17 protein-coding genes and 1 riboswitch are annotated in these 23,392 nt (G+C 40.4%); of the genes, 12 read left to right on the top strand and 5 right to left on the bottom strand.

All coding sequences use genetic code 11. From position 1 onward, the window contains the following. Positions 1–205: 205 nt before the first annotated feature. Both LXL81_RS19440 and LXL81_RS19435 read left to right on the top strand, forming a co-directional pair. A complete protein-coding gene (locus tag LXL81_RS19440; RefSeq protein WP_234648428.1) occupies positions 206–1,609 on the top strand; it encodes a DUF1800 family protein in 1,404 nt (467 codons plus the stop codon). A gap of 21 nt (positions 1,610–1,630) precedes the next feature. Next, entirely contained in the window at positions 1,631–2,836 is a 1,206-nt protein-coding gene (locus LXL81_RS19435) for a DUF1501 domain-containing protein (protein WP_234648427.1), read from the top strand. Between the two features lie 278 nt (positions 2,837–3,114). On the opposite strand, the gene LXL81_RS19430 is transcribed toward LXL81_RS19435, so the two are convergent. Beyond that, entirely contained in the window at positions 3,115–4,455 is a 1,341-nt protein-coding gene (locus tag LXL81_RS19430) for a PAS domain-containing sensor histidine kinase (protein WP_234648426.1), read from the bottom strand. Between the two features lie 70 nt (positions 4,456–4,525). Next, on the bottom strand, positions 4,526–5,176 hold the full coding sequence (gene hxpB, locus LXL81_RS19425) for a hexitol phosphatase HxpB (RefSeq protein ID WP_234648425.1): 651 nt from the start codon (positions 5,174–5,176) through the stop codon (positions 4,526–4,528). A gap of 103 nt (positions 5,177–5,279) precedes the next feature. Continuing rightward, positions 5,280–5,372: riboswitch (TPP riboswitch) on the top strand. An 81-nt stretch (positions 5,373–5,453) separates the two neighbouring features. Here hxpB and thiM point away from each other — a divergent pair. From thiM to LXL81_RS19400, 5 genes are all read left to right on the top strand, one after another. Further along, positions 5,454–6,251: a hydroxyethylthiazole kinase gene (gene thiM / locus LXL81_RS19420; RefSeq protein ID WP_234648424.1), complete on the top strand. Its 798-nt coding sequence runs from the start codon at positions 5,454–5,456 to the stop codon at positions 6,249–6,251. A gap of 1,131 nt (positions 6,252–7,382) precedes the next feature. Then, complete coding sequence (gene thiE, locus LXL81_RS19415) at positions 7,383–8,006, top strand: thiamine phosphate synthase (protein WP_234648423.1); 624 nt, start codon at positions 7,383–7,385, stop codon at positions 8,004–8,006. After that, positions 8,003–8,824: a bifunctional hydroxymethylpyrimidine kinase/phosphomethylpyrimidine kinase gene (thiD, locus tag LXL81_RS19410; RefSeq protein ID WP_234648422.1), complete on the top strand. Its 822-nt coding sequence runs from the start codon at positions 8,003–8,005 to the stop codon at positions 8,822–8,824. The genes thiE and thiD overlap by 4 nt, the downstream gene beginning before the upstream one ends. A gap of 15 nt (positions 8,825–8,839) precedes the next feature. After that, positions 8,840–9,490: a thiaminase II gene (gene tenA, locus LXL81_RS19405; RefSeq protein WP_234648421.1), complete on the top strand. Its 651-nt coding sequence runs from the start codon at positions 8,840–8,842 to the stop codon at positions 9,488–9,490. Between the two features lie 122 nt (positions 9,491–9,612). Then, positions 9,613–10,113, top strand: coding sequence for a pyridoxamine 5'-phosphate oxidase family protein (locus tag LXL81_RS19400; RefSeq protein WP_234648420.1), 501 nt, complete (start codon positions 9,613–9,615; stop codon positions 10,111–10,113). A gap of 196 nt (positions 10,114–10,309) precedes the next feature. Here the strand turns inward: LXL81_RS19400 and LXL81_RS19395 are convergent, their stop codons facing one another. Then, positions 10,310–10,849 carry a ferritin-like domain-containing protein gene (locus LXL81_RS19395; protein WP_234648419.1) on the bottom strand — a complete coding sequence of 180 codons (540 nt, stop codon included), beginning with the start codon at positions 10,847–10,849 and terminating at the stop codon, positions 10,310–10,312. A 273-nt stretch (positions 10,850–11,122) separates the two neighbouring features. Between LXL81_RS19395 and LXL81_RS19390 the strand changes: the two genes are divergently transcribed. Beyond that, positions 11,123–12,037 (top strand): LEA type 2 family protein, encoded by a 915-nt coding sequence (locus LXL81_RS19390; protein ID WP_234648418.1) that lies wholly within the window; start codon positions 11,123–11,125, stop codon positions 12,035–12,037. A gap of 100 nt (positions 12,038–12,137) precedes the next feature. On the opposite strand, the gene LXL81_RS19385 is transcribed toward LXL81_RS19390, so the two are convergent. Beyond that, positions 12,138–14,087 (bottom strand): glycoside hydrolase family 127 protein, encoded by a 1,950-nt coding sequence (locus LXL81_RS19385; protein ID WP_234648417.1) that lies wholly within the window; start codon positions 14,085–14,087, stop codon positions 12,138–12,140. Between the two features lie 241 nt (positions 14,088–14,328). Then, on the bottom strand, positions 14,329–15,693 hold the full coding sequence (locus LXL81_RS19380) for a sigma-54 dependent transcriptional regulator (RefSeq protein ID WP_234648416.1): 1,365 nt from the start codon (positions 15,691–15,693) through the stop codon (positions 14,329–14,331). 444 nt (positions 15,694–16,137) lie between these two features. Between LXL81_RS19380 and LXL81_RS19375 the strand changes: the two genes are divergently transcribed. The 4 genes from LXL81_RS19375 (at position 16,138) to LXL81_RS19360 (ending at position 23,340) form a co-directional block, all read left to right on the top strand. After that, entirely contained in the window at positions 16,138–17,388 is a 1,251-nt protein-coding gene (locus LXL81_RS19375; RefSeq protein ID WP_234648736.1) for an efflux RND transporter periplasmic adaptor subunit, read from the top strand. Between the two features lie 180 nt (positions 17,389–17,568). Then, complete coding sequence (locus LXL81_RS19370; RefSeq protein WP_137340857.1) at positions 17,569–18,246, top strand: ABC transporter ATP-binding protein; 678 nt, start codon at positions 17,569–17,571, stop codon at positions 18,244–18,246. A 184-nt stretch (positions 18,247–18,430) separates the two neighbouring features. After that, entirely contained in the window at positions 18,431–20,791 is a 2,361-nt protein-coding gene (locus LXL81_RS19365; protein WP_234648415.1) for an ABC transporter permease, read from the top strand. Between the two features lie 143 nt (positions 20,792–20,934). Continuing rightward, a complete protein-coding gene (locus tag LXL81_RS19360; protein WP_234648414.1) occupies positions 20,935–23,340 on the top strand; it encodes an ABC transporter permease in 2,406 nt (801 codons plus the stop codon). The last annotated feature ends 52 nt before the right edge of the window (positions 23,341–23,392 follow it).

The raw sequence follows: 23,392 nt of genomic DNA, 5'->3' as shown, positions 1-23,392 counted from the left end.
GTTTTTAACAAGACTTAAAAACAACAAAAATAGTTGTAATCCTATCCTGATTTTTATTAGAAATATTTTTTGATAAATTATAATAAAAATTTTTTAACGAAAAAAAGTTAGTACTTATTAGCTTGATTATTAATTATTTAAAATGAAAGTTTGATAGGGTTAAACCTTTGGCTCATTGGGTAGTCAAATGGGAAACTACGTTCTTATGAAAGATTTGAATATAAGTAATGACGTACTGCATTTATACCGCCGGGCAGGTTTTGGAGGTTTGCCTGATAGAGATATTTCTATCAATAAAGCACTGAAACACCTTTTTCATGACAGTGAAAATTTTACACCTGTTTCAACGGTAGGTAAAAAACAGGAATCACCGCTCATGAGTGAAGGAGCCATGACGCCGGACGCCGATGCTATGAAGAAAGAAAAGATGAAGAAAAACCGGGAAGGGATCCGGGAATTAAATCTTGCATGGATGTCAGGAATGGCGAAGGGTGATAACGCGCTGCGCGAAAGAATGTCTTTGTTCTGGCATGGGCATTTTGCCTGTCGGGTACAGGACGCTGCGTTTGTACAAAGTTACCTCAATACGATAAGAAAAAATGCACTAGGAAATTTTGGAGATATGCTGATGGCTGTATCTAAAGAGCCTGCTATGCTACAATTTTTGAATAATCAGCAAAACAGAAAGAACAGACCGAACGAGAATTTTGCCCGGGAAGTCATGGAATTGTTCACGCTCGGACGTGGAAATTACACGGAACAGGATATAAAAGAGGGAGCGAGGGCCTTTACCGGCTGGGGATTTAATGACAAAGGAGAATTTGAATTCAGAGAAAAGACACATGATGTCGGGACGAAAAACTTTCTTGGCAAAAGCGGCAATTTCAACGGTGAGGATATCATCAAAATACTGTTAGAACAAAAACAAACGGCAAGGTTTATAACAGCCAAAATTTACCGGAATTTTGTGAGTGAAATCTTAAACGAAAAGAGGGTCTCTCAACTTGCCGAAGATTTTTATGATTCTGATTATGACATTGGTCAATTAATGCATAGTATTTTTTCTGCCAAATGGTTTTATGAAGATGCACCGAAAAGTAGTTTGATCAAATCTCCGGTTGAATTGATTGTTGGCATTCAGCGCACTCTAAATGCTGATTTTATCAATAATGATACCCCCCTGTATATACAAAAAGTTCTAGGCCAGATTCTGTTCTATCCACCCAATGTGGCAGGCTGGCCGGGTGGCAGGAACTGGATCGATAGTTCGAGTTTACTTTTCCGGATGCAGCTTCCAAATATGATGGCTGGTATGATAACTCCCAAAATCCAGGCCAAGGAAAGTGGCGATGTGAATGATCAGACTGTGAAAAAGAAAGGTGAAAATCCTAAAATCAATGTTGACTGGGAGCAATGGGCAAAACGATTTGAAAAAGTTGATAACCAGAAATTACCTGGCTTTTTGTGTGAGGAATTATTAGCTGTAAAACCTGATGCGTCGGTTATGGCGTTAATAGTTGAAAAAGAAAGGGTTATAGCAGATCGCACGCTTTATATAAGAAAACTTACACTAGCCATCATGGGGCTGCCGGAATATCAGATCAGCTAGTTTTCATTAAATAAATCCAAAATGAAAAGACGTGATTTTATAAGAACATCGGTTTTGGCTACGGCCGGAACAATGATGATCCCGCATTTTTTGAAAGCACATGAAACCGGGATTTCAAATAATCCTAACGGTAAAATATTGGTTGTGATCCAGTTGTCTGGTGGTAATGATGGTTTGAACACGGTGATCCCATATCGCAACGATATTTACTATCGTGAACGTCCTGCTTTGGCTATTGAAAAAGAAAAGGTACTGGCATTGACTGATGAAATTGCTTTAAACCCGGCTTTGGCATCGCTGCGAAGACTTTATGACGATGGACGCGTCAGAATTTTGAACAATGTTGGATATCCAAATCCCGATCGTTCACATTTCCGGTCGATGGACATTTGGCAAACGGCAAGTAATGCAGATCAATATCTGAATACGGGCTGGCTTGGCAGGTATCTGGATTCCACCTGTGATGGCTGCGAAATAAAGCCGCATCATATGCTCGAAATTGACGATACGCTTAGTCTGGCCATGAAAGGCAGCAAGGCAAATGGGTTGGCGATGCTTGACCCGCAAAAATTATATCGTCAGACTAAAAATGGCATAGCCGGAAATCTTGCCAAAACAATTCATCATTCCGGCGATGATCATGATCAGGTAAGTTATTTGTACAAAACACTGGCTGATACAGAATCCAGCGCAGACTATTTATATCAAAAGGGTAAGGCCAAAGGAAGTTTCAGTGATTATCCTGATACGCAACTTGGAAAAAGTTTGAAAACGATAACTGAGCTAATTGTTTCCGGTGTTGACACCCAGGTTTATTATGTTTCGCTTTCTGGTTTTGATACGCACGTGGGACAAAGAAACCAACAGGATAAATTATTGAAACAATACGCCGACGCAGTAAGCGTTTTTGTTGATGATCTGAAAAAACAGGGCCAGCTGGACCGGACAATGATCATGACTTTCAGTGAATTTGGCAGAAGGGTAAAACAAAACGGAAGCAACGGAACAGATCATGGAACGGCCAATAATGTATTTCTGATCGGCGGTCCGCCGCGCAGTTCTATCATTTATAATGAAGCGCCAAATCTGGTGGATCTGGACGGTGGTGATCTGCGTTATAAGCTTGATTTCAGGGATTTGTATTCTTCTTTATTGAAAGATTGGTTGAACGCAGACGATGCGGGTATTTTAGGAAAAGGCTTTTCAGGCTTGCGGGGGTTGGTATAGGTTGCACGGAGGGCCAAGGAGTTTAAAACGGTAGGGAGACGGAGTTTTATCAGACTATTTTTTTCGTAATAAGTTTTAAAACCCGTCTGACGGCGGAAAAAGCCGTCCGACGGGTCGCCTATTCCAAAGTCTATTTCATGAGCCACCCGTCCGACGGTTTTTTTTACCGTCGGACGGGTAATAAAACTTAGATGTAGCAATAAATTTTGCAGATAAAAAAGAAAAATCTCTGTGTCCCTCTTTTTAACGCTATGGCTCTCTATATAACCTGCAAAACACTAAATTACAAGCGAAAAAACAGTCCCTTTTCCAACAGAAGACCGTACATTTAATTGTCCGCCGTGTTGCTGCAAAATCTGCCGGGAAAGGCTTAACCCGATACCCGACCCTGTTTTCTTCGTTGTATAAAAGGGAATGAAAATATTATCAAGTGCCTCAGGCTCAATGCCGTCTCCGTTATCTTCAACCTCAATAATCGTAACGCCATCTGTAACATAAGCATTTATAGCAATCATTCTGCCGGACTGCGATGTGAAAGATTCAGAGGCATTTTTGATCAGGTTGATCAATACCTGCTGGATTTGTGCACTGTCAGCTTTGAGCGAAAGTGTTTCAGGTTTAATATTGATTTGCCATAATACACCTGCGGCTGTAAGGTCAGTCTGTAACAATTGCATCACATCATGCAGCAATTCCTTCACTGCTAATGTGGCAAAATTCGGTTTTGGTAAAGTAGTAAAATCCCGGTAAGCATTCACAAACTGCATCATGCCTTTACTTCGCTTTTCCAAAGTTTGAAGCGCTTCTTTCAAATCACTCACTGCTTCGTGATTGGAAGTACTCGGCTCAATATCTTCATTGACAATCAAACGCATTGTTCCAACCAACGAAACAATTGGTGTCATGGAATTCATAATTTCATGACGCAAAACACGCGTAAGATTCTGCCACGATTCAACTTCCTGCTGTTGAAGTTCGGTCTGGATATTTTGCAAAACCACAATCCGAACCCATTTTCCATGCATCTGGATCGCGGCTCCCTGCAAGGCAAGCGGCTGATCCGCAGGTGTGCGATACAACTCCCGGACACCGGAATTCAGATTGGCCAGCAGTTCATATAATCTCGGATGTTTGTCTTCAAGTTCACTGAGTTGATGAAGCCGGTAGATACCCAGCATCCGTAAAGCGGCACTATTGATGATATTAACTTGTCCGGTACCGTCAAAAGTAATCAGCCCCGTTCCGATATGCTGGACAATTGTATTCAGATATTGCAAACTCGCTTCTTTCTCAGCCCTTGCCTGACGAAAGGCCTGTAAAACTTCATTGAATTGCTGATTCAATTCCCGGAAAGTCGTACCCATGGTATTATCTGCCCGGAAATTAATCGTAAAATCAGAGTAACGAACCGATTCCAGAAAATAGATCAGTTTTCTGTTCACCTTCGTAACATAATTATAGAGCAGAGAGGCCTGGATAAAAACGATGATCGAGCCCAGAATATAGATCAGACCTTCATTGGTGTGAAATTCAACTAACCGGAACAAAAGGATAACGGTAAGAATGATTACCGTTATCCGGACGGCAATCATAATACTGAAATGGCGAAGACCGGTCATGCAGATCTGATTTTTCTATGGCTGAGGAATAAGAAGAAAAATTTCTTGCGGGCTAATATCGCATTTATTCTTAAACTCCAACAGCCAGAATATCAAATTCTTCCAGTGAGCGCAATTTGTAATGGGCAAGATCAAATTTCGGATCGTCGTAAACTTCCGGATTCGGGACACAAATTGTGATCATTTTTGCAGCATGAGCTGAGCGCAGGCCAGTGAAGGAATCTTCAAAAGCGATACACTCATAAACCGGAATTCCCAGTTTTGCCGCCGTAGAAATATATACGGCCGGATGTGGTTTAGTATGTTCTTCCAGCTCTCCGGAATGCCAGGTATCAAAATAATCAATGATTTCCAGTCTTCTAAGCACAGCTTCAATGAGTTCCATATGTGAAGCAGAAGCCACAGCCAACTTTATCTTTTCAGCATGTAAGTTTTTGATCAGGTCAATAGCACCGGGCATTGCCTTTGCGTTGGCAATGATATTTTTGTGCGCTATGGTCAGAATTTCCTGTTCGAGCGTAGCTCGGTCAGGTGTGTTCCATGGCTGTAAACGATAGCAGAATTCCAGAAATAATTTTATAGACAAACCTGTTGTCTGAAGTTTGAGGTCGTGGGTTAATTTGAAGTTTACTTTTTGCATCACTTCCGTGGCTGCTTCCGTCCAGATTGGTTCTGAATCAATAAGCAATCCGTCCATGTCAAATATTGCCGCTTTAATCATTTGTTAAAAAAAGAATTAGATGTGAGGTAGCAAGCCTGGTAAAAATAGTGCCAAAACATTTTATATTTTTAATAAGGATCAAAACTACTACATTCGTACATAAAATTGGCTTTAGGGGTGTCCAAAATTGGACTGAGAAATACCCTTTGAACCTGAAACAGTTTGTACTGTCGTAGGAAAAAGCGTTTAAACAGAAGTTCTCACTTTTGTTATCACAATTCCGGGTACAGCTTTTCAGCCGCCAGTTCGTTTTGTTTTTCTTTCAAAACCCGGTAATATGAAATTTAATCTTGCTGAAAATCTTACACAGCTAAGAGCGAAATCGCCTCTTGTGCACAACATTACAAATTTTGTTGTGATGAATTATACCGCCAACGCGCTTCTGGCGATTGGTGCTTCCCCGGTTATGGCTCATGCGGTTGAAGAAGTTGAGGATATGGTTGCCATTGCAGGAGCTTTGGTAATCAATATCGGAACATTGTCGCCGGTGTGGGTGGAAGGAATGAAAAAGGCAATGTTAACGGCTGTAAAATTGGGGAAGCCTGTTATACTGGATCCTGTCGGTGCGGGGGCCACAGCATACCGGAATACCACACTTACCGAATTGTTAAATACTGCATCTCCAACATTAATTCGCGGAAATGCCTCTGAAATCCTTGCGCTGGCCGGAAGTAATATTCAGACAAAAGGTGTGGACAGTACTGCAATTTCAACGGATAGTTTGCAGGCTGCCAAATTACTAAGTCAAAAATACGGCTGTGTGGTAAGTGTAAGCGGTGCCACGGATGTCATCGTTAGTGGCGAAAAAGTGGCTTTTGTAGATAATGGAGTTTCTCTTATGACAAAAATAACGGGAATGGGTTGTTCCGCGTCCGCCATTGCAGGTGCATTTTTTGCCATTCAGCCGGATGGTTTTGAAGCGGCTGTTTCAGCTGCTGCGATGATGGGTGTTTGTGGCGAAAAAGCATTCTTAAAAGCAAAATCGCCCGGGTCATTTCAGATTGCATTTTTAGATTTATTATCGGAATTGTCGCCGGACGAATTGGCAGAATCGGCGGTTGTGAGGATATTATAGTCGTTGGAAATCTGTTTAAAAATTTCGTGTTCAACTTAATAATAGAAAATTGGTTGAGTAAAATTATGTCACCCCGTAGGGGTTATAAAACGTAGTTTGTAATATCCTTCTATAATAATGTCATCCCTTCGGGATTTTGACTTGGCTGAATGTTGGGAAGGATGAAATGTCAAAAATTTGTTTTCTATAATAATGTCATCCCTTCGGGATTCTGAATTGGCTGAATGTTGGAAGGATAAAATGTCGAAAATATGTTTTTATAATAATGTCATCCCTTCGGGATTTTGAATTGGCTGAATGTTGGGAAGGATGAAATGTCGAAAATATGTTTTCTATAATAATGTCATCCCTTCGGGATTTTGAATTGGCTGAATGTTGGGAAGGATAAAATGTCGAAAATATGTTTTCTATAGTAATGTCATCCCTTAGGGATTTTGAATTGGCTGAATGTTGGGAAGGATGAAATGTCGAAAATATGTTTTCTATAATAATGTCATTCCTTCGGGATTTTGAATTGGCTGAACGTTGGGAAGGATAAAATGTCGAAAATATGTTTTCTACGATATTATCATCCCTTCGGGATTTTGAATTGGCTGAATGTTGGGAAAGATAAAATGTCTAAAATATGTTTTCTATAATAATGTCATTCCTTCGGAATTTTGAATTGGCTGAATGTTGGGAAAGATAAAATGTCGAAAATATGTTTTCTATAGTAATGTCATCCCATCGGGATTTTGAATTGGCTGAATGTTGGGAAGGATGAAATGTCGAAAATATGTTTTCTATAATAATGTCATTCCTCCGGGATTTTGAATTGGCTGAATGTTGGGAAAGATAAAATGTCGAAAATATGTTTTCTATAATAATGTCATCCCTTCGGGATTTTGAATGGGCTGAGTTTCTAAGGTATGGGTAACGAGGTGAATTTTATTTTTCATAACAATACCATCTTATCAAGGTTGAAAAATGTCAAATTCGATTTTTGCTTTATCATTTTGACTTTCGACTTACACAATCCCGAAGGGATGAAATTATTATAGTAAAGGAATTTAACGATTATTCAAAACCCCGAAGGGGTGACATAATACATTCAACCAACTTCCTTAAATCCCTGATAAAAAAAATAAATTTATGCAACTATACCTCGTAACCGATGAAAACGCCTGTCTCGGCAGAGATATATTCCGGGTTGTGGAAGAAGCAGTAAAAGGCGGCGTGACAATGGTTCAGCTTCGTGAAAAATCACTGGGAACCCGTGCTTTTATTGATCGGGCTAAAAAAATGAAGGAATTACTTCTTCCCTATAATGTGCCACTTATTATAAATGATCGTGTTGATGTTGCACTTGCCTGTGACGCTGATGGTGTTCATGTAGGGCAGAGCGATATGCCATATAAAATCCTTCGCGATTTACTGCCACCAGACAAAATAATCGGTCTTTCAGCTGAGACAAAAAATAATGTGACAGAAGCAGAAAATTTTACTTTGACATACCTCGCCGTCAGTCCATTATTTTCAACGCCTTCAAAAACCGATACACTAACGCCTTGGGGGATGGATGGTTTAAGATGGGTAAATGCGCATAGTAAACATCCGCTCGTGGTCATTGGGGGGTTAAATGATACAAATGTAGCAGAAGCCATTACTAATGGAGCAGAAGGAATTGCAGTTATCTCAGCAATTTGCAGTTCGGCTTCCCCTTTTGAAGCAGCAAAATATTTAAAATCCCTGATCCATAAAACTGAAAAAATATGAAGCGCTATCCCACAGTACTCACCATCGCCGGATCCGATAGCGGGGGAGGAGCCGGAATCCAGGCCGATCTTAAAACCATTGCCGCGCTCGGTGCTTATGGAGCTTCTGCGATTACTGCGCTTACTGCCCAAAACACAACTGGCGTTCGGGCTATTCACCCTGTGCCAGGTGCATTTTTGAAAAATCAACTGGAAGCTGTTTTTGAAGATATTACCGTTGATTGTGTCAAAATTGGCATGATCAATACCGTTGAAACGGCTGAAATCATTGCAGAAATTCTTGATCGTTTTCAGCCTGCATTTGTAATTTTTGATCCGGTTATGGTTTCCACAAGTGGAGCTAAACTGATTCAGGATCAAACCATTGATGTTTTGTGGAAAGAACTATTTCCGCGCGTTGCGCTAATCACACCTAATCTGGATGAGGCCAAAATCCTGTCAGGCGGAGAAATTAGAAATACCGGCGAAATGATCACTGCGGCTGAAGGAATGGTTGATAAAGGTTGCAAGGCCGTTTTGCTCAAAGGCGGACATTTAATAGCTCCCCAATTATTTGATGTTTTTGTTCAAAAAGGAGAAAAGCCGCAGATTTTTGAAAGTGATTATATCGAAAGTAAAAACGTTCATGGTACCGGCTGCACACTTTCTTCCGCTATCGCCACCTACGTTGCGCTAGGGAGCTCATTACCGGAAGCGATCCGGCTGGCCAAAAAATATGTGGCCAATGCTATTGAAGCCGGGAAAGATGTCACAACAGGAAAAGGCTCCGGACCATTAAATCACTCCTTTTTCCCACAATCAATGCATATTATAAGTTAAGAAATTAAACGTACTATGAAATTTACAGATCATCTCTGGAACGAAGCTTTGCCAATTTATAATAAAATTCAGGATCATCCCTTCAATCAGGAAATGATGGCTGGCACTTTGCCGGTGGAGAAGTTCAAATTCTACATCTATCAGGATTCTTTGTATCTGGCAGAATTTGCGAAGGCATTGGCAACGGCCGGGACCAAAGCAGCAACCTCTAAGGAGTTACTCGATTTTCTCCAATTTGCCCAAAATGCGATTATCGTCGAGCGGATTTTACACGAAAGTTATTTTAAAGAATATGTCATTGACTTTGACGGCGGAAAAGCTCCCGGCTGTTTTGCTTATACAAATTATTTATTGTCGACCGCCGCTTTTGAATCGTACGAAGTTTCGGTTGCAGCCTTACTTCCCTGTTTCTGGATTTATAAGAAAATCGGTGATTACATTTATGCAAATCAGGCATCTCCCAATCCATATCAAAACTGGATTGACGCTTATGCAGGGGAAGAATTTGCCGCATCCGTTGAAAAAGCGTTGTCTATTTGTAACAATCTGGCTGACCAGGCTTCTAAAACTGTAAAGGATAAAATGATGGAAGCTTATCTCATGGCATCCAAACTTGAATACGTTTTTTGGGATAGTGCTTATAAGCTTGAAAAATGGTCTGTGTAATGTTTAACTATTTCTAAAAAATTGTGTTTAATGTTATTTAAGAACGGTTTTATCCACATTTGGAACAATTATTTTAATTGGGTCTGTAATTAAAATCATCACAGACTTAAAAATATATAGTTATGGAAAAGAACCTTCAAAGTTCGGAAGCAGTAAAAAAATTGAAGTCACTGGTTGAAGATATTCGTTTTTGTATGTATACAACCTATGAAAATGGAAAAATTGAATCCCGCCCAATGACAACACTTGAAGTGGATGAAGAAGGCAATGCGTGGTTTTTTACCAGTAAACAAACAGAAATTGGTAAAGAAACCGGAAGTGGGGAAGAGGTAACGTTGATTTATTCACATCCCGGCGACAATACTTATTTAAGTGTGACAGGTTATGCCACAATTGTTGAAGATGAACAAAAGAAAGAAGAATTGTGGAGCCCATTATCAAAAGCCTGGTTCCCGGAAGGTAAAGAGGATCCGAATATTGTGGTATTGAAAGTCACCACTGATCAGGCAGCTTATTGGGATAGTCCGTCTTCTAAAATGGTCGTTTTCTTTTCAATGGTTAAAGCGGCGGTTACCGGTACCCAAAGTGATGCGGGAGATCATGGCAAATTAAATCTGGCTTAACATCGCCTGTTTTTAAATAATATAGTTTTTAATCGCCCGTCGGAAATCTGTAAAAAGCAACAAATCCCCGACGGGCGATTTGTTTTTATTCTGACTAAACAACTTGGCGGGATATTTATCTTTATAACAAAAAAATGCTGGAAGTAAGGTGTTTAACCTTATTCCAGCAATTATTATGAAGGAAAGGAAATACTAATTATTCCTGAGCAGCTTCCTCGTTTATATACGTCTCAGCCAGTTCAGTCAACTTATGATCTGTCGTTCCCTCCTCATCTAACGTAGTCTGAAGAATATTCGCTACGTCTTCATGACCCAAAGTTCTTGCAATATTTCTTAATGTTCCATAAGAAGCAATTTCATAATGCTCCACTTTCTGTGCAGCCATAATCAAACCGCAGTCGCGAACCATGGTACCTTTGTCAGTACTTTCAGTTATTTCGTCTGCTTCCTTCAATAATCCTTCCATAGCTTCGCATTTCTTAGCCTGCGCTTTCTGTCCGATTATACCGAAGATTTCTTCCAAACGGCTTGCGTGATCTTCCGTTTCAGTTGTATGTTTTTCAAAAGCAGCTTTTAATTCTTCAGAAGTGGCCGCTTTTTCCATTTTCACAAGTGCTTTGGCTAAATGTTTTTCAGCCCAATAAATATCCTTCAAACCGTCAATAAAAAGTTCAGTCAATTTTTCATGATCCTTTTCACTGATTGTATTTTTTACTTTACTTTTTGCAGTTTTCATAATAGTAATGGTTTAATTTTAAAGTGGTTGATGATAAATGTAAATTTTCGATTTGGCTGTTTCCTTTAAATTTTCATACCAATCCCGACAACGGCGTGTACCTGTGTTTTAAATATTTTCATGAAGACATATATCCACAATTATTTAAATTACAAACTTTAATAGCCGCTAAAACTCCTCAAAGCGTTATATGAAAACTCCAAAAAGTACTGTTGAGATTGAAGAATGATTTTTGGGCACGCCCCTCTTTTTCACATATTTAACTCAGCACTCATGTCTGACCGCACAAAAACATCGACTCTTTTATTGGTAGTAGTATTCTTACTTATCGCAGTTGGAGTCGCTTTTTTTCTATTTAAATCGAAAAATGCCAATCCGGTTTCAGACCTGAAACCCCGGGTTGAAATGAGTATCAGTAAAATAACCAACGTTACAGATAGCACTATGGAAATGGAACTGAAATTGCTGGTTGACAATCCCTTGCCAGTAGGGATGGATATTCAGGATTTTAGATACAAGGTAAAAATGAATGGAGTGGAAATTATAAAAAGCAACTATGCCGATCCGTTAAAAGTAAAATCCCGTGATACCACGATGGTTACACTGCCCACGAAAATCAATGTAAAAAAACTTGTCTCGGTAAGTAAAAAAGGTGCAGCAGCAGGCGAAGATAGTGCGGACTATCACCTGGAAGCAGCCTTTCACCTGGCAAAACCATTTCTTGGGAAGGATACCCTGAATATTGAACAGGACAAAAGGCTTCCCCTGATCCGATTGCCAAAAGTAGAAATGGAGGATTTTGATGTTGAAAAATTCAGGCTAAGCAATTCCGAAATATCTATCAAACTGAAACTTATCAATCCCAACGCATTTTCAATAGAATTCCGGGATCCTTCTTACGTCTTTGATTTGGGAAACCAAAAGGGGCTGGCAAAAGGCTCAGTTAAAGGCGTCACCAAAGTGAAGGCAAAAAGCAGCCAGATATTCGAAATTCCAGTTGAAGTGGGTATGGGAAAAGCACTAAAAACAACCGGTGCCTTAGTTTTCAAAGGCAAAAGTCTTCCCTTTAAAATGTATTTTAAATGCAAACTTGTTTCAGAAAGTGAAATGCTAAAAAACAGCGATATGAGTATGGTAATGGAAGGAGAATTAAAAGATCTTCAAAAAATGAAAAAGAATATTGAATAACAGTCAAGAGTTATAAAAACATAAAATGCCACGGCCCGTTAAAGCCGTGGCATTCTTATAATCAACCCATTCTATCATTCACTCATTCAAAATTCTATCATTATTTCTCATCAAACCAAATCGTCATCTCATTAGCGCCACGGTTAGCCCAGGCATAATAAGGAATGAGAAAAGCCGATTTTGTATCGTTTGATTTTAAAACCGTGAGCCCGCCCAGGAAATCTTTCTGGTATTCTGATTTAAATACCTGATCAGGAGCGATGGTCATAGAAAGTGCTTTTCCGTTGTTGTCTTTTCCTTCTGCACAATATAAGACGGGCCCGCGCTCAATGGCGACTTTTCCTTTATTGGTTTTAATGTTTGCATTGGCAATAACCTTTCTCACAGGCATATCCAGCGTAAGCGTTACCACGTCACCGGATTTCCACTGACGATTTAATTTGATATATCCGTTTTCAATCGTTGCCGGAGTATTTTTTCCATTGATGGATAGTATAACAGGTTTAGCAGATTTATCCTGATAGGTATATAAATCTCCCGGAATTGCCAGTCCATTAGCCCATCCCGGAATTCTGATTGAAAGTGGGAAACTTGCTGATTTTGTAGGTGAAACAGTGATTTTAATATTCCCGTCCCACGGATAGTTTGTTTTCTGATTAATTTTCACTGCATTATCATTTACTTTCAGCTCAGATTCACTGTCCATAAATAGATTGACAAACAACTCATTCGCTTTCGTTGCATAAACATAGGAAGGAAGAGAAGGCAAAAATCGTGTAACATTTGTCGGGCAACATGCGCAGGCAAACCATTCATGTCGGGTTGCACCGGAGCCATGTCCAAAATCATTAATACCGTTGGAAGCCATCGGATTGACATAGAAAAACTCATTTCCTGAAACTGACATACCTCCTAAAAATCCGTTATATAATGTTCTCTCAAAAACATCCATATACTTGGATTCGCCGGTATACAGAAACATTTTGTGATTCCATATCAGGTTTGCCACAGCCGAGCAGGTTTCTGCATAAGCGTTGTCATTGGGTAAAACATAAGCTGCATCAAATGCTTCACCATCCGCTCTTGCACCAACGCCACCGGTGATATATTGCTTTTTAGTAGTCGCATCATCCCAAAGTTTATGAATGGCCTGACTATATTGCGGATCGTCGTTGATAGTTAACATATCAGCTATTCCGGCGTATAGATATTGTGCACGGACGGCATGACCAACCGCTTCCGTTTGTCTTACAACCGGTTTTTGATCCTGGAAATAAGACGGACCGAGTTTATGCTCATCAAGGAAAAGCGTCCGTTTGTCAGATCGTCCCCGCATATCCACAAAGAAATGGGCAAGATCCAGATATTCTTTTTTATTTGTCGTCCTGTATAGTCTCACTAGTGCAATCTCAATTTCCTCATGCCCCGGAACCACGATCATTTGCCTAGGTTTCGGGCCAATCGTTTTTACAAGATGATCTGCGTTTTTGGTAGCGATATCAAGTAAGGTTTTTTTGCCCGTTGCGTTATAATGGGCAACGGCGGCTTCGTAAAGATGCCCCACAATGTAGAGTTCATGGCTGCCATTTTCGAAGGAATAACGGGATGGGCCGGCAATCCAGTCGTAAGATCCGGTAGTATCTTTATTAATAGTTCTAATGGTATAAAGATATCCGTCAGGTTCCTGTGCAGCCGCGAATAGCACGATCAAACTGTCCAGATAATGATCCAGTTTTGCGTCATAATGATTTTGAAGCGAATAAGCCGCACCTTCAACCACCTTAAAAACATCCGAATCGTCAAACCGTGTACCCTGGAAAACGCCCTTTTTAAGACCTCCGGCAACGGCAAAGTTGTCAATCCGGCCGGTTTGTTCACATTCCTGAAAGACATGCGGAATCATCACGGTCCGACCGGTTTCCAGCTTTTCATGCCAAAATCCCTGATGCAGTTTTACATCTTTAAGCGGAACAGGAGTTATTGAATTATTCTGGGCAAATGTTATTTGAGCTAGAAACAGAAGGGAAATCAGCTGGCAATACTTTATCATCAGTTAAAAATTGAAATGAGAAGTTGTTTAACATAACGATAACCGGGCTTAAAAAATATGCCACGGGGCTGTCGGCAGTTGGTAATCGGCTTTCAGATGGTTAGTATTTGCAAGATTTAAGTCCCAAATGAGAAACCAGGTAACTGAAAATATCCTAACCACTTAATTTTCCTGATACGACATTCAATCGCGACACCGTCACTTTCAACCGCGATGCTGCCGCTTTCAACTTTCCACTAAATCAAAGTCCATACTTCTCCATTCTCCGGTATAAAGCCGCCCGGCTTAATCCAAGTTCTCTGGCTGCGTCCGTAATATTTCCGTTGAAACGTTTCATGGCCTGCACGATCATGTTTTTCTCCATGTCTTCCAAATCAAAACCGGTGGCAGTCGTTGGTTGTCCGCCTGATGTTTTCAGGAAAAGGTCGTCAGGCTGCAACGTTTTTTCCTGGGAGAGAATTACTGCTCTTTCAATCGCGTGCTGCAATTCCCGGATATTTCCAGGCCAGTTATATTGCTGCATTTTTTTAATTAATGCACTGCTGATATCTGTAACGGGGCGGTTATATTTTTTTCGGAATTGTTTCAGATAAAATTCAGCCAGCGGAGCAATATCCTCCGGTCGCTCACGAAGCGGAGGAAGGTCCAGTTCAATCGTATTGATACGATAAAAAAGATCCTGGCGGAAAGTTTTGTCAGCCACCATACTCTCGATATTCATATTGGTAGCGCATATCAGACGAACGTCCAGCGGAATTGATTTATTCGAGCCAACTCTGGTAACCTTACGTTCCTGTAAAACAGTCAACAACTTTGCTTGCAGGGAAAGCGTAAGATTTCCAATTTCATCAAGAAATATGGTTCCGCCTTTTGCTTCTTCAAATCGTCCTGCGCGGTCTTCTTTGGCGTCTGTGAAAGCACCTTTTACATGGCCGAAAAGCTCACTTTCAAAAAGTGAATCACTTAATGCACCCAGATCCACAACGACAAATGGCTTATCTGACCGTTGGGAATGCTGGTGTAAATGTTTGGCCAATTGTGTTTTTCCGGTACCGTTTTCACCCAAAATCAAAACATTGGCATCAGTAGCTGCCACTCGTTCAGATGTTTTCAAAACATGCTGCATACCAGCACTTTGCCCTATAATCGAATCAGAAGTTGATTTTTCCTTTTTACTATCACTTTTTTCTTCCGTTCCGGCGACTATTTTGTCACCTTTTTTCTCATTTAACACATCCGCAATGGTCGCAATGAGTTTATCATTTTCCCATGGTTTCAAAACAAAATCAGTAGCACCGGATTTTATGGCGCGAATAGCCATTTCAATATCGCCATATGCCGTGATCATGATCACTTTTATATTGGGATTGATATCAAGAATTCTGTCGAGCCAGTGAAATCCTTCTCTGCCACTGTTCACATCACGCGTGAAATTCATGTCAAGCAGGATCAGGTCATAACTGCTGTTCGTTACAAGGAAAGGTAATTTCTGAGGATTTTTTTCAATATCGACCAGTTTTGCATGACGTTTCAGCAACAATTTGGCTGCACTTAAAACATCGACATCATCATCAATGATTAGAATTTTGGCTTCGGAAAGGAGCATATTTTTCGGCTTTGGCTAATATTGGATTTTCGTTTCGCAGTCAATTATTACATTGATCACGAATCATAAGGCAATATTGGTTAATTTTTATGTAAATTTTAAGTTAATACGATTCTTAGCAAAATCTTATGAGATGTTTTGTTAAAAGAATTATCCGGATACCGATTTTTTTGATAGATAAAGGCTCAGGAATATATGTAAAGGGCTCATTTTACCTTGTCCGAAGCCGAACAAAAGTGTCCGATATTGAACAAGTATGATAATGTTAAAATGTTTAATTTTATTGATTTTCAATTAGTTATGATTATCAGCTTTTGCTGGCACAAGGATTGGATATAAACAGGAAGAAGATTTTTAAATGATATTTATAAGCCTGACTATATAATGGAAGTTAAAACACCAGTTTCGGGAAGCAACGGATCTAATTTTACAGGAGGATCAACAATGGATAAAGCGAAACCAAAGAAATTCTGGAATAGCCGAAGGATCGGGATTATTGCAGGAAGTGTCCTCTTGGTTAGCTTTTTGGTTTACCAGTTTTTCTTCGCAGACAAAAGAAGCAAGTTGAATGTTCAACAGGATAAACTTACTATTTCAACCGTAAAAACGGGTGTTTTTGATGAATTTATAGTGGTAACGGGGGTTGTTCAACCTTTGAAAACAATTCAGCTGGATGCGATCGAAGGCGGTTATGTAACGCAGAAATTGATTGAAGGCGGTAACATGGTGAAACAAGGTGATGTGCTTTTGAAACTTGAAAACCAAAGCTTGAAACTAAGCTTCCTTCAATCTGAAACAGAAGCCAGCCGACTGGTAAATGATCTTCAAAATACCCGTCAGCGTCTGCGTGTGGAGCGTTTTGCTTTGCAGAAAAGTCTGAGTGAGCTTGATTTTCAGATTGATCAGGCGAAGGATGCGCATGACCGTAACATAAAACTATACAAAGACAAAGTAATTCCTGATGCTGATTTCCTTAAAACCAAACGTGAATTTGAACGTTTGACAAAACAGCGTGATATTGAGATTGAATCTCAGAAATACCAGGAGGAAAACTCTAAAATGCAGATTTCTCAATTGGAGGGAACACTCGCGAATACCAAGAAAAATGTTGATCTGTGGAGACAAACGCTTGATAATCTTGTAGTAAAAGCACCGGTTTCGGGTATGCTTTCTTCCATGAATGTTGAAGTGGGATCAAATATTAATCAGGGGCAGAACATCGGACAAATTGATGATTTGAATGGTTTCAAGATGCGGGTTAGTGTGGATGAACATTATATTTCCCGGATTTTTGCCGGCCTTACCGGAAGCATGGACTTTAACGGCAAGGCATATACTTTGAAAATTATCAAAATTTATCCCGAGGTTTTAAGCGGTCGTTTTGAAGTGGATATGGAATTCCCGAAAGGCGGCGCGCCAGAGCTGATCAAACGCGGACAGTCGGCGCCGATCAGGTTACAGCTTGGACAGCCATCAAAAGCAACATTGTTACCTGTTGGCGGTTTCTTCTCTGAAACTGGTGGAAACTGGGTTTACGTTTTAGGTGGAGACGGCAAACGGGCAGCGAAACGTAAAATCACATTAGGCCGTAAAAACCCTGAATATTTCGAGGTACTTGAAGGATTGCAGCCAGGTGAAAAAGTGATCACAAGTTCTTATGAGAACTTTGGGGACAATGAAGTCCTGGAATTCTGATTTAGCTATTGACTTTTAGCGATTGGCTGTTAGGTAGAAAATTGAAGTTTTTAAGACAAGCACTAACAGCCACGGAAAGTTAACAGGCAGCAAATTCTAAAAGAATTATAACAAGCCAACACGTAAGTAATACCCATAACCAGCTAATAGCCAATCGCTAACAGCCAACAGCTAAGAAATATGATCAAAATTGACAATTTACAGAAAATCTTTTCTACCGAGGAAGTAGAAACTACCGCCCTTAACGGGATTGATCTGGAAATCAAAGACGGAGAGTTTGTTGCTATCATGGGACCGTCCGGTTGCGGAAAATCTACGCTTTTGAACATCCTTGGCTTGCTGGATAATCCCAGCGCTGGCTCGTATGAGTTTTATGGTACGGAAGTGGGAAAAATGTCTGAACGTCAGCGCGCTCAGATCCGTAAAGGAAACATCGGTTTTGTATTCCAAAGCTTTAACCTGATCGACGAACTTACAGTTTATGAAAACGTCGAACTTCCTTTGTTATATTTAAAAACTCCTCCCGCAGAACGTAAAGAAAAAGTTGAAGCAGCACTTACCCGCATGAACATGATGCACCGCCGCAATCACTTTCCGCAGCAGCTTTCCGGCGGACAGCAGCAGCGTACTGCCATTGCACGTGCCGTTGTTGCCACACCAAAAACGATTCTGGCGGATGAGCCGACTGGTAACCTTGACTCCAAAAACGGGGAAGAAGTAATGGCCTTGTTAAGTCAGCTGAACGGAGCCGGAACCACGATTATCATGGTAACCCACTCCCCGTATGACGCAGGTTTTGCGCACAGAATTATCAATTTGTTTGATGGTAAGGTAGTAACTGAAAAGATTCACGTTTAGCATTACATATAGTACCCAGAGTTCGGATTTAATCCGGGCAAAATGCTTTCTTCGAAGATGGTTTAGTATTTCAAAATTGAATTTTGGGATACTAAACTTTATTAATCTATTAGCCGGACATGATAATACCTTGATTTTTAGGATTGAGGTATGAGTCAAAGTCACTTCTTGAAAATTATGAACCATGTTCAGACACAATCTCCTTGTTATCTATCGCAACTTCAAGCGGTTTAAAAGTACTTTTCTTATCAACTTGACAGGACTTTCCGCAGGATTGGCCTGTTCGCTGCTGATATACCTCTGGGTTAATGATGAGCTGAATGTTGACAAATTTCACGAAAAGGACAGCCAGCTTTTTCAGGTGATGGAAAACCGGGTGCAGGCTCAAGGCATCTGGACTGCACAATCCACTTCTATACCTCTGGCCGAGACATTACAAAGTGATATGCCGGAAGTGGAACATGCCATTTCATCAAAGCTTTTTGAGGCAACTTTATCAGTTGCCAACAATGATTTTAAAAGCAAAGGCAGATATGCGGGAAAGGATATATTCAATATGTATTCTTACGGACTTGAACAAGGCGATGCAAATCAGGTTTTGAAAGACAAGAATTCGATTGTGATTTCTGAAAAACTGGCTCAGAATCTTTTTCATACAACACAAAATGTTGTAGGTAAATCCGTTGAATTCCAGCATGAAAAACAATATGTAGTTTCAGGAGTTTTTAAAGGGACGCCGTCAAATTCTTCGGAGCAATTCGATTTTGTTATTTCTTTTGAAGTACTTAAGGAACAATATTCCAGCAGTGCCAATTGGGGAAATACGGGTCCTGATACATTTGTGTTATTAAAAAGCGGGACTGATGTCAATCAGTTCAATAATAAAATTGCCAATCTTGTAAAAGTCAAAACTAATGGTGAAGTCACACACCGAACGCTATTTGTGCGTCCTTATTCAAGCGGATATTTATATGGAAAATACGAAAACGGATTAACGGCCGGTGGCAGAATAGAATACGTCCGGTTATTTTCAATTATTGCAGTATTCATATTGTTGATCGCTTGTATCAATTTTATGAATTTGTCCACCGCCAAAGCATCGGGCCGAATGAAGGAAGTTGGCATTAAAAAAGCGATTGGTGCGTACAGAGAAACGCTGGTTTATCAATATCTGGGTGAATCCATGCTGATGACTTTCCTTTCGCTTTTTCTGTCTGTTTTACTGGTAATATTGTTCTTACCTCAATTTAATGAAATTACTGGCAAGGCGCTGACACTTCATTATGATCCAAAACTGATATTCACCCTTCTTGGTGTAGTGGTTTTTACAGGTTTAATATCAGGAAGTTACCCCGCATTATACCTATCCGGTTTTAACCCCATATCGGTATTGAAAGGAAAATTAAATGTCTCAGTGGGCGAAGTCTGGGCAAGAAAAGGCCTCGTCGTTTTTCAATTTACGATCTCAGTTATTCTTATTGTTTCAGTGATTGTTGTTTATAAACAGGTTGAATTTGTCCAGTCGGAAAACCTTGGATATAATAAGGATAACATTATCTATTTTTTCAGAGAAGGGAAAATGCAGGATGATGGAAAAATGGAAACTTTCCTTTCTGAACTAAGAAATACGCCCGGAATTGTCAATGCATCCAGTATCGGGCATGATATGACGGGACATAATTCCGGCACTTTCGGCATCTGGTGGGAAGGTAAAGCGGAAGATAATAAAACTGAATTTGAAAACGTCGGTGTGAATTATGAAATGATGCAGACCCTGGGTATTCAAATGAAAGAGGGGCGTTTGTTTTCAAAGGATTTCAGTGCGGACAGTTCCAAAATTATCTTTAACGAAGCTGCTGTCAAATTCATGGGATTAAAAGATCCTGTTGGAAAAACGGTCAAACTTTGGGGGAACGATATGCAGATTGTAGGTATAGCGAAGGACTTCCATTTTGAATCGCTGCATGAAAAAGTAAAACCTTTGTTTTTCCGTTTGTCTCAGGGCAGCACATATATAATCATGGCTAAAATTGCAGCCGGAAAAGAGAAACCTGTACTTTCTTCCATGGGAGCACTTTACAAAAAATACAATCCAGGATTTTCTCTCGATTACAAATTTCTGGATCAGGAATATCAGGCGCAGTATGTTGCAGAACAACGCGTAGCATCACTTTCGAAATATTTTGCCGGTCTTGCCATTTTGATTTCCTGCCTGGGATTGTTTGGTCTGGCTGCATTCACGGCAGAAAGAAGATTAAAAGAAATTGGTATTCGAAAAGTGCTCGGATCAAGTGTTTTGAGTATTGTTTATTTGCTTTCCAGTGATTTTACAAAACTGGTGATGGCGGCTATTGTTATCGCATTGCCGGTCAGTTACGTCATAACCGGCTACTGGCTGCAAAGCTTTGCCTTACACCTTAGTCTCGAAGTATGGTATTTCCTCGGTGCCGGTGTCGCCGCATTGGTTATCGCCTGGATGACAGTTGGAATGCAGGCGGTAAGAGCTGCGAATGTGAATCCGCTGGAATGTTTGAAAAGCGAATAGGAGGCGATTGGCTATTAGCGGTTAGCTTTTAGCATCAGGATCACAGAGAATTCGAAGCCTCAAATTAAACAGGATATTTTACATTGATACGCTCGAAATATCGTAAGAGCTGATATCTGACCGCTAAAACCCAAAACCTAAAAATGATCAAGAACTATCTCAAAATCGCATGGAGAAACCTTTGGAAGCATAAGGGATATTCTCTGCTTAACATCCTCGGTCTGGCTACCGGGATGACGGCCTGTATTGTGATCATGCTTTTTGTTTTTTATGAAAAAAGCTTTGACAACATTCATACAAAGAATGTATACCGGCTGGACGAAGTTCAGAAATTCCCTGGGATGGTTGCTTCACAAAATGTGGCGTTATCAATGTTTCCCATGGGGCCAACATTAACGGCAGAGTTTCCTGAAATTCTGAACTTTACAAGGGTCAGAAATATGGATAAAGTAAAACTTCGCTTTGATGACAAGAAGTTTACACTGGCCGAAGCAATATTTGTTGATTCGACCTTTTTGAAGATATTCGATTATGAATTATTGGAAGGCGACAGAAACCAGGTATTACAAAAGCCCAACAGCGTTGTCTTAACAGAAGAAAGTGCATCCAAGATCTTTGGAAAAGCGGACCCGATCGGGAAAATTGTTACAGTTTATGGAAGCGATACAACGCGTTTCAACGTCACCGGAATTCTGAGAAACACGCCGAAAAATTCACATCTTCAATTTGAAGGTTTGTTTTCATTTAACACCATGATAAAACCGGATTTTATCAACAACTGGGGAGGAAACTGGTTAGTAACGTATCTGGAATTATCTAAAGATGCCGACATCGCTTCTCTGGAAAAACAATTTCCTGCGTATTTGAAACGTCATATGAAAGGAGATGGCGCTGGCTACTACCAATTGTTTTTGCAGTCCTTGAAAGATGTTCATGCCAACTCGACCAATATCACCCACGACTATCAGAATTACCAGAAATTTGACCAAACCTATACCCGCGTTTTCACGATTGTAGCACTGATCGTACTTCTGATTGCCTGCATCAATTTCATGAACCTTTCCACTGCGCGATCAGCCGGAAGGGCCAAAGAAATTGGTATCCGGAAAGCGAGCGGATCGGGACGGATTCAGTTGGGCGCTCAATTTCTTGGGGAATCGGTGATGCTGTGTTTCTTTTCACTTATTCTCGCAGTTCTTTTCGTATTACTGCTCCTTCCGTATGTCAACGATCTAAGTCAGCGTCAACTTGAATTTTCGATCTTTAAAAATCCTTTACTTTTCTTCGGTTTAATCGTCGGAACTGTTTTGGTTGGGGTTGTTTCAGGCCTTTATCCTGCCGCTTACCTTTCTTCTTTTAGTGCAGCAGCGGTTTTAAAAGGCGTCATGAGAGGCGGTAATAAGAAATTATCCTTCCGAAATGCTTTGGTGGTAGGCCAGTTCTCAGGTGCTATTTTCCTGATGATCGCAACGGTTCTGACGGTTCGCCAATTGAATTACATGCAAAAAGCGAATATTGGATTTGATCGCGAACAGGTCATTACCATTCCTTTGGGAGTCCAATCCGGTAAAAATTACGAGGCGATCAAAGAGGAATTATTATCCAAAGCGCAAGTTGTATCGGTTACAGGTTCCGGGCAGAAACTGGGCAACAATATGCACCAGACAGGAGTAAGATATCATGGACCCGGTCCGGTGCGCGAAATGGCATCTTCTCAGATTGTGGTGGATCCGGATTATTTGACTTTATATAAAATCAAACTTGTGGCTGGCCGGAATTTTAAAGAAGGCAATGCTGATAACGGGAAAGCCTATATCGTGAATGAAACTTTGGCAAAGGAATTACTAAAAGACACCCCCGGCAAGCCGCTGGATTATTTGATAGGTAAGAATTTTGGATTTGGAGGAATGGATTCGGCGGGCGTGATTGTCGGCGTTTCCAAAGATTTTAACTTTAATTCCCTGCATCACAAAATTGAAACATTATGCATTTTTGATCAGAAGGATTGGGGGTACAACGAAATGTCCGTTCGGATTAAGTCGGCCAAAGCAGAAGATGTTATCGGAGGAATCCGTTCAACCTGGAAAAATATTGCACCGGAAGAAGATTTTGAATATCAGTTTCTGGATGATCATTTTGCTGAATTGTATCGTGCTGATAATACTGTGAGTGAAATCGTCGGCATTCTGGCAGGTTTAGCCATTTTTATTTCATGTCTGGGATTGTTCGGACTTGCTTCGTTTTCGGTTGAACAACGGGTGAAAGAAATTGGCGTAAGAAAAGTATTGGGAGCAAGCGTTTCTGAAATTGTGAATTTGCTGTCAAAAGATTTTGTAAAACTCGTACTTGTGGCCTTCGTAATCGCCGCGCCGCTTGCCTGGTTTGCAATGAATAAATGGCTGGAAGATTATGCTTACCGTATCGATATTCCGGTCTGGGTTTTTGGCCTGGCTGGAATTCTGGCCGTGGGAATCGCATTGCTAACCGTCAGTTTCCAATCGATCAAAGCAGCGTTGAAAAATCCGGTGAAATCGTTGAGGAGTGAATAGGTTGTATCGGTTAGTGATTTCTATTGGTTTTTGACGAAGCAGTAAAATAACT

The sequence above is a fragment of the Dyadobacter sp. CY356 genome, assembly GCF_021440195.1.
In the GTDB taxonomy this organism is placed as follows: domain Bacteria; phylum Bacteroidota; class Bacteroidia; order Cytophagales; family Spirosomataceae; genus Dyadobacter.
This window is presented reverse-complemented; position numbering and strand designations above follow the sequence as displayed.

What these genes read in the sequence shown, in the direction of transcription:
- LXL81_RS19440 (WP_234648428.1), top strand. Translation starts at nt 206, where the DNA reads ATGAAAGATTTGAATATAAGTAATGACGTACTGCATTTATACCGCCGG.
- LXL81_RS19435 (WP_234648427.1), top strand. Translation starts at nt 1,631, where the DNA reads ATGAAAAGACGTGATTTTATAAGAACATCGGTTTTGGCTACGGCCGGA.
- LXL81_RS19430 (WP_234648426.1), bottom strand. Translation starts at nt 4,455, where the DNA reads ATGACCGGTCTTCGCCATTTCAGTATTATGATTGCCGTCCGGATAACG.
- hxpB (WP_234648425.1), bottom strand. Translation starts at nt 5,176, where the DNA reads ATGATTAAAGCGGCAATATTTGACATGGACGGATTGCTTATTGATTCA.
- thiM (WP_234648424.1), top strand. Translation starts at nt 5,454, where the DNA reads ATGAAATTTAATCTTGCTGAAAATCTTACACAGCTAAGAGCGAAATCG.
- thiE (WP_234648423.1), top strand. Translation starts at nt 7,383, where the DNA reads ATGCAACTATACCTCGTAACCGATGAAAACGCCTGTCTCGGCAGAGAT.
- thiD (WP_234648422.1), top strand. Translation starts at nt 8,003, where the DNA reads ATGAAGCGCTATCCCACAGTACTCACCATCGCCGGATCCGATAGCGGG.
- tenA (WP_234648421.1), top strand. Translation starts at nt 8,840, where the DNA reads ATGAAATTTACAGATCATCTCTGGAACGAAGCTTTGCCAATTTATAAT.
- LXL81_RS19400 (WP_234648420.1), top strand. Translation starts at nt 9,613, where the DNA reads ATGGAAAAGAACCTTCAAAGTTCGGAAGCAGTAAAAAAATTGAAGTCA.
- LXL81_RS19395 (WP_234648419.1), bottom strand. Translation starts at nt 10,849, where the DNA reads ATGAAAACTGCAAAAAGTAAAGTAAAAAATACAATCAGTGAAAAGGAT.
- LXL81_RS19390 (WP_234648418.1), top strand. Translation starts at nt 11,123, where the DNA reads ATGTCTGACCGCACAAAAACATCGACTCTTTTATTGGTAGTAGTATTC.
- LXL81_RS19385 (WP_234648417.1), bottom strand. Translation starts at nt 14,087, where the DNA reads ATGATAAAGTATTGCCAGCTGATTTCCCTTCTGTTTCTAGCTCAAATA.
- LXL81_RS19380 (WP_234648416.1), bottom strand. Translation starts at nt 15,693, where the DNA reads ATGCTCCTTTCCGAAGCCAAAATTCTAATCATTGATGATGATGTCGAT.
- LXL81_RS19375 (WP_234648736.1), top strand. Translation starts at nt 16,138, where the DNA reads ATGGATAAAGCGAAACCAAAGAAATTCTGGAATAGCCGAAGGATCGGG.
- LXL81_RS19370 (WP_137340857.1), top strand. Translation starts at nt 17,569, where the DNA reads ATGATCAAAATTGACAATTTACAGAAAATCTTTTCTACCGAGGAAGTA.
- LXL81_RS19365 (WP_234648415.1), top strand. Translation starts at nt 18,431, where the DNA reads ATGTTCAGACACAATCTCCTTGTTATCTATCGCAACTTCAAGCGGTTT.
- LXL81_RS19360 (WP_234648414.1), top strand. Translation starts at nt 20,935, where the DNA reads ATGATCAAGAACTATCTCAAAATCGCATGGAGAAACCTTTGGAAGCAT.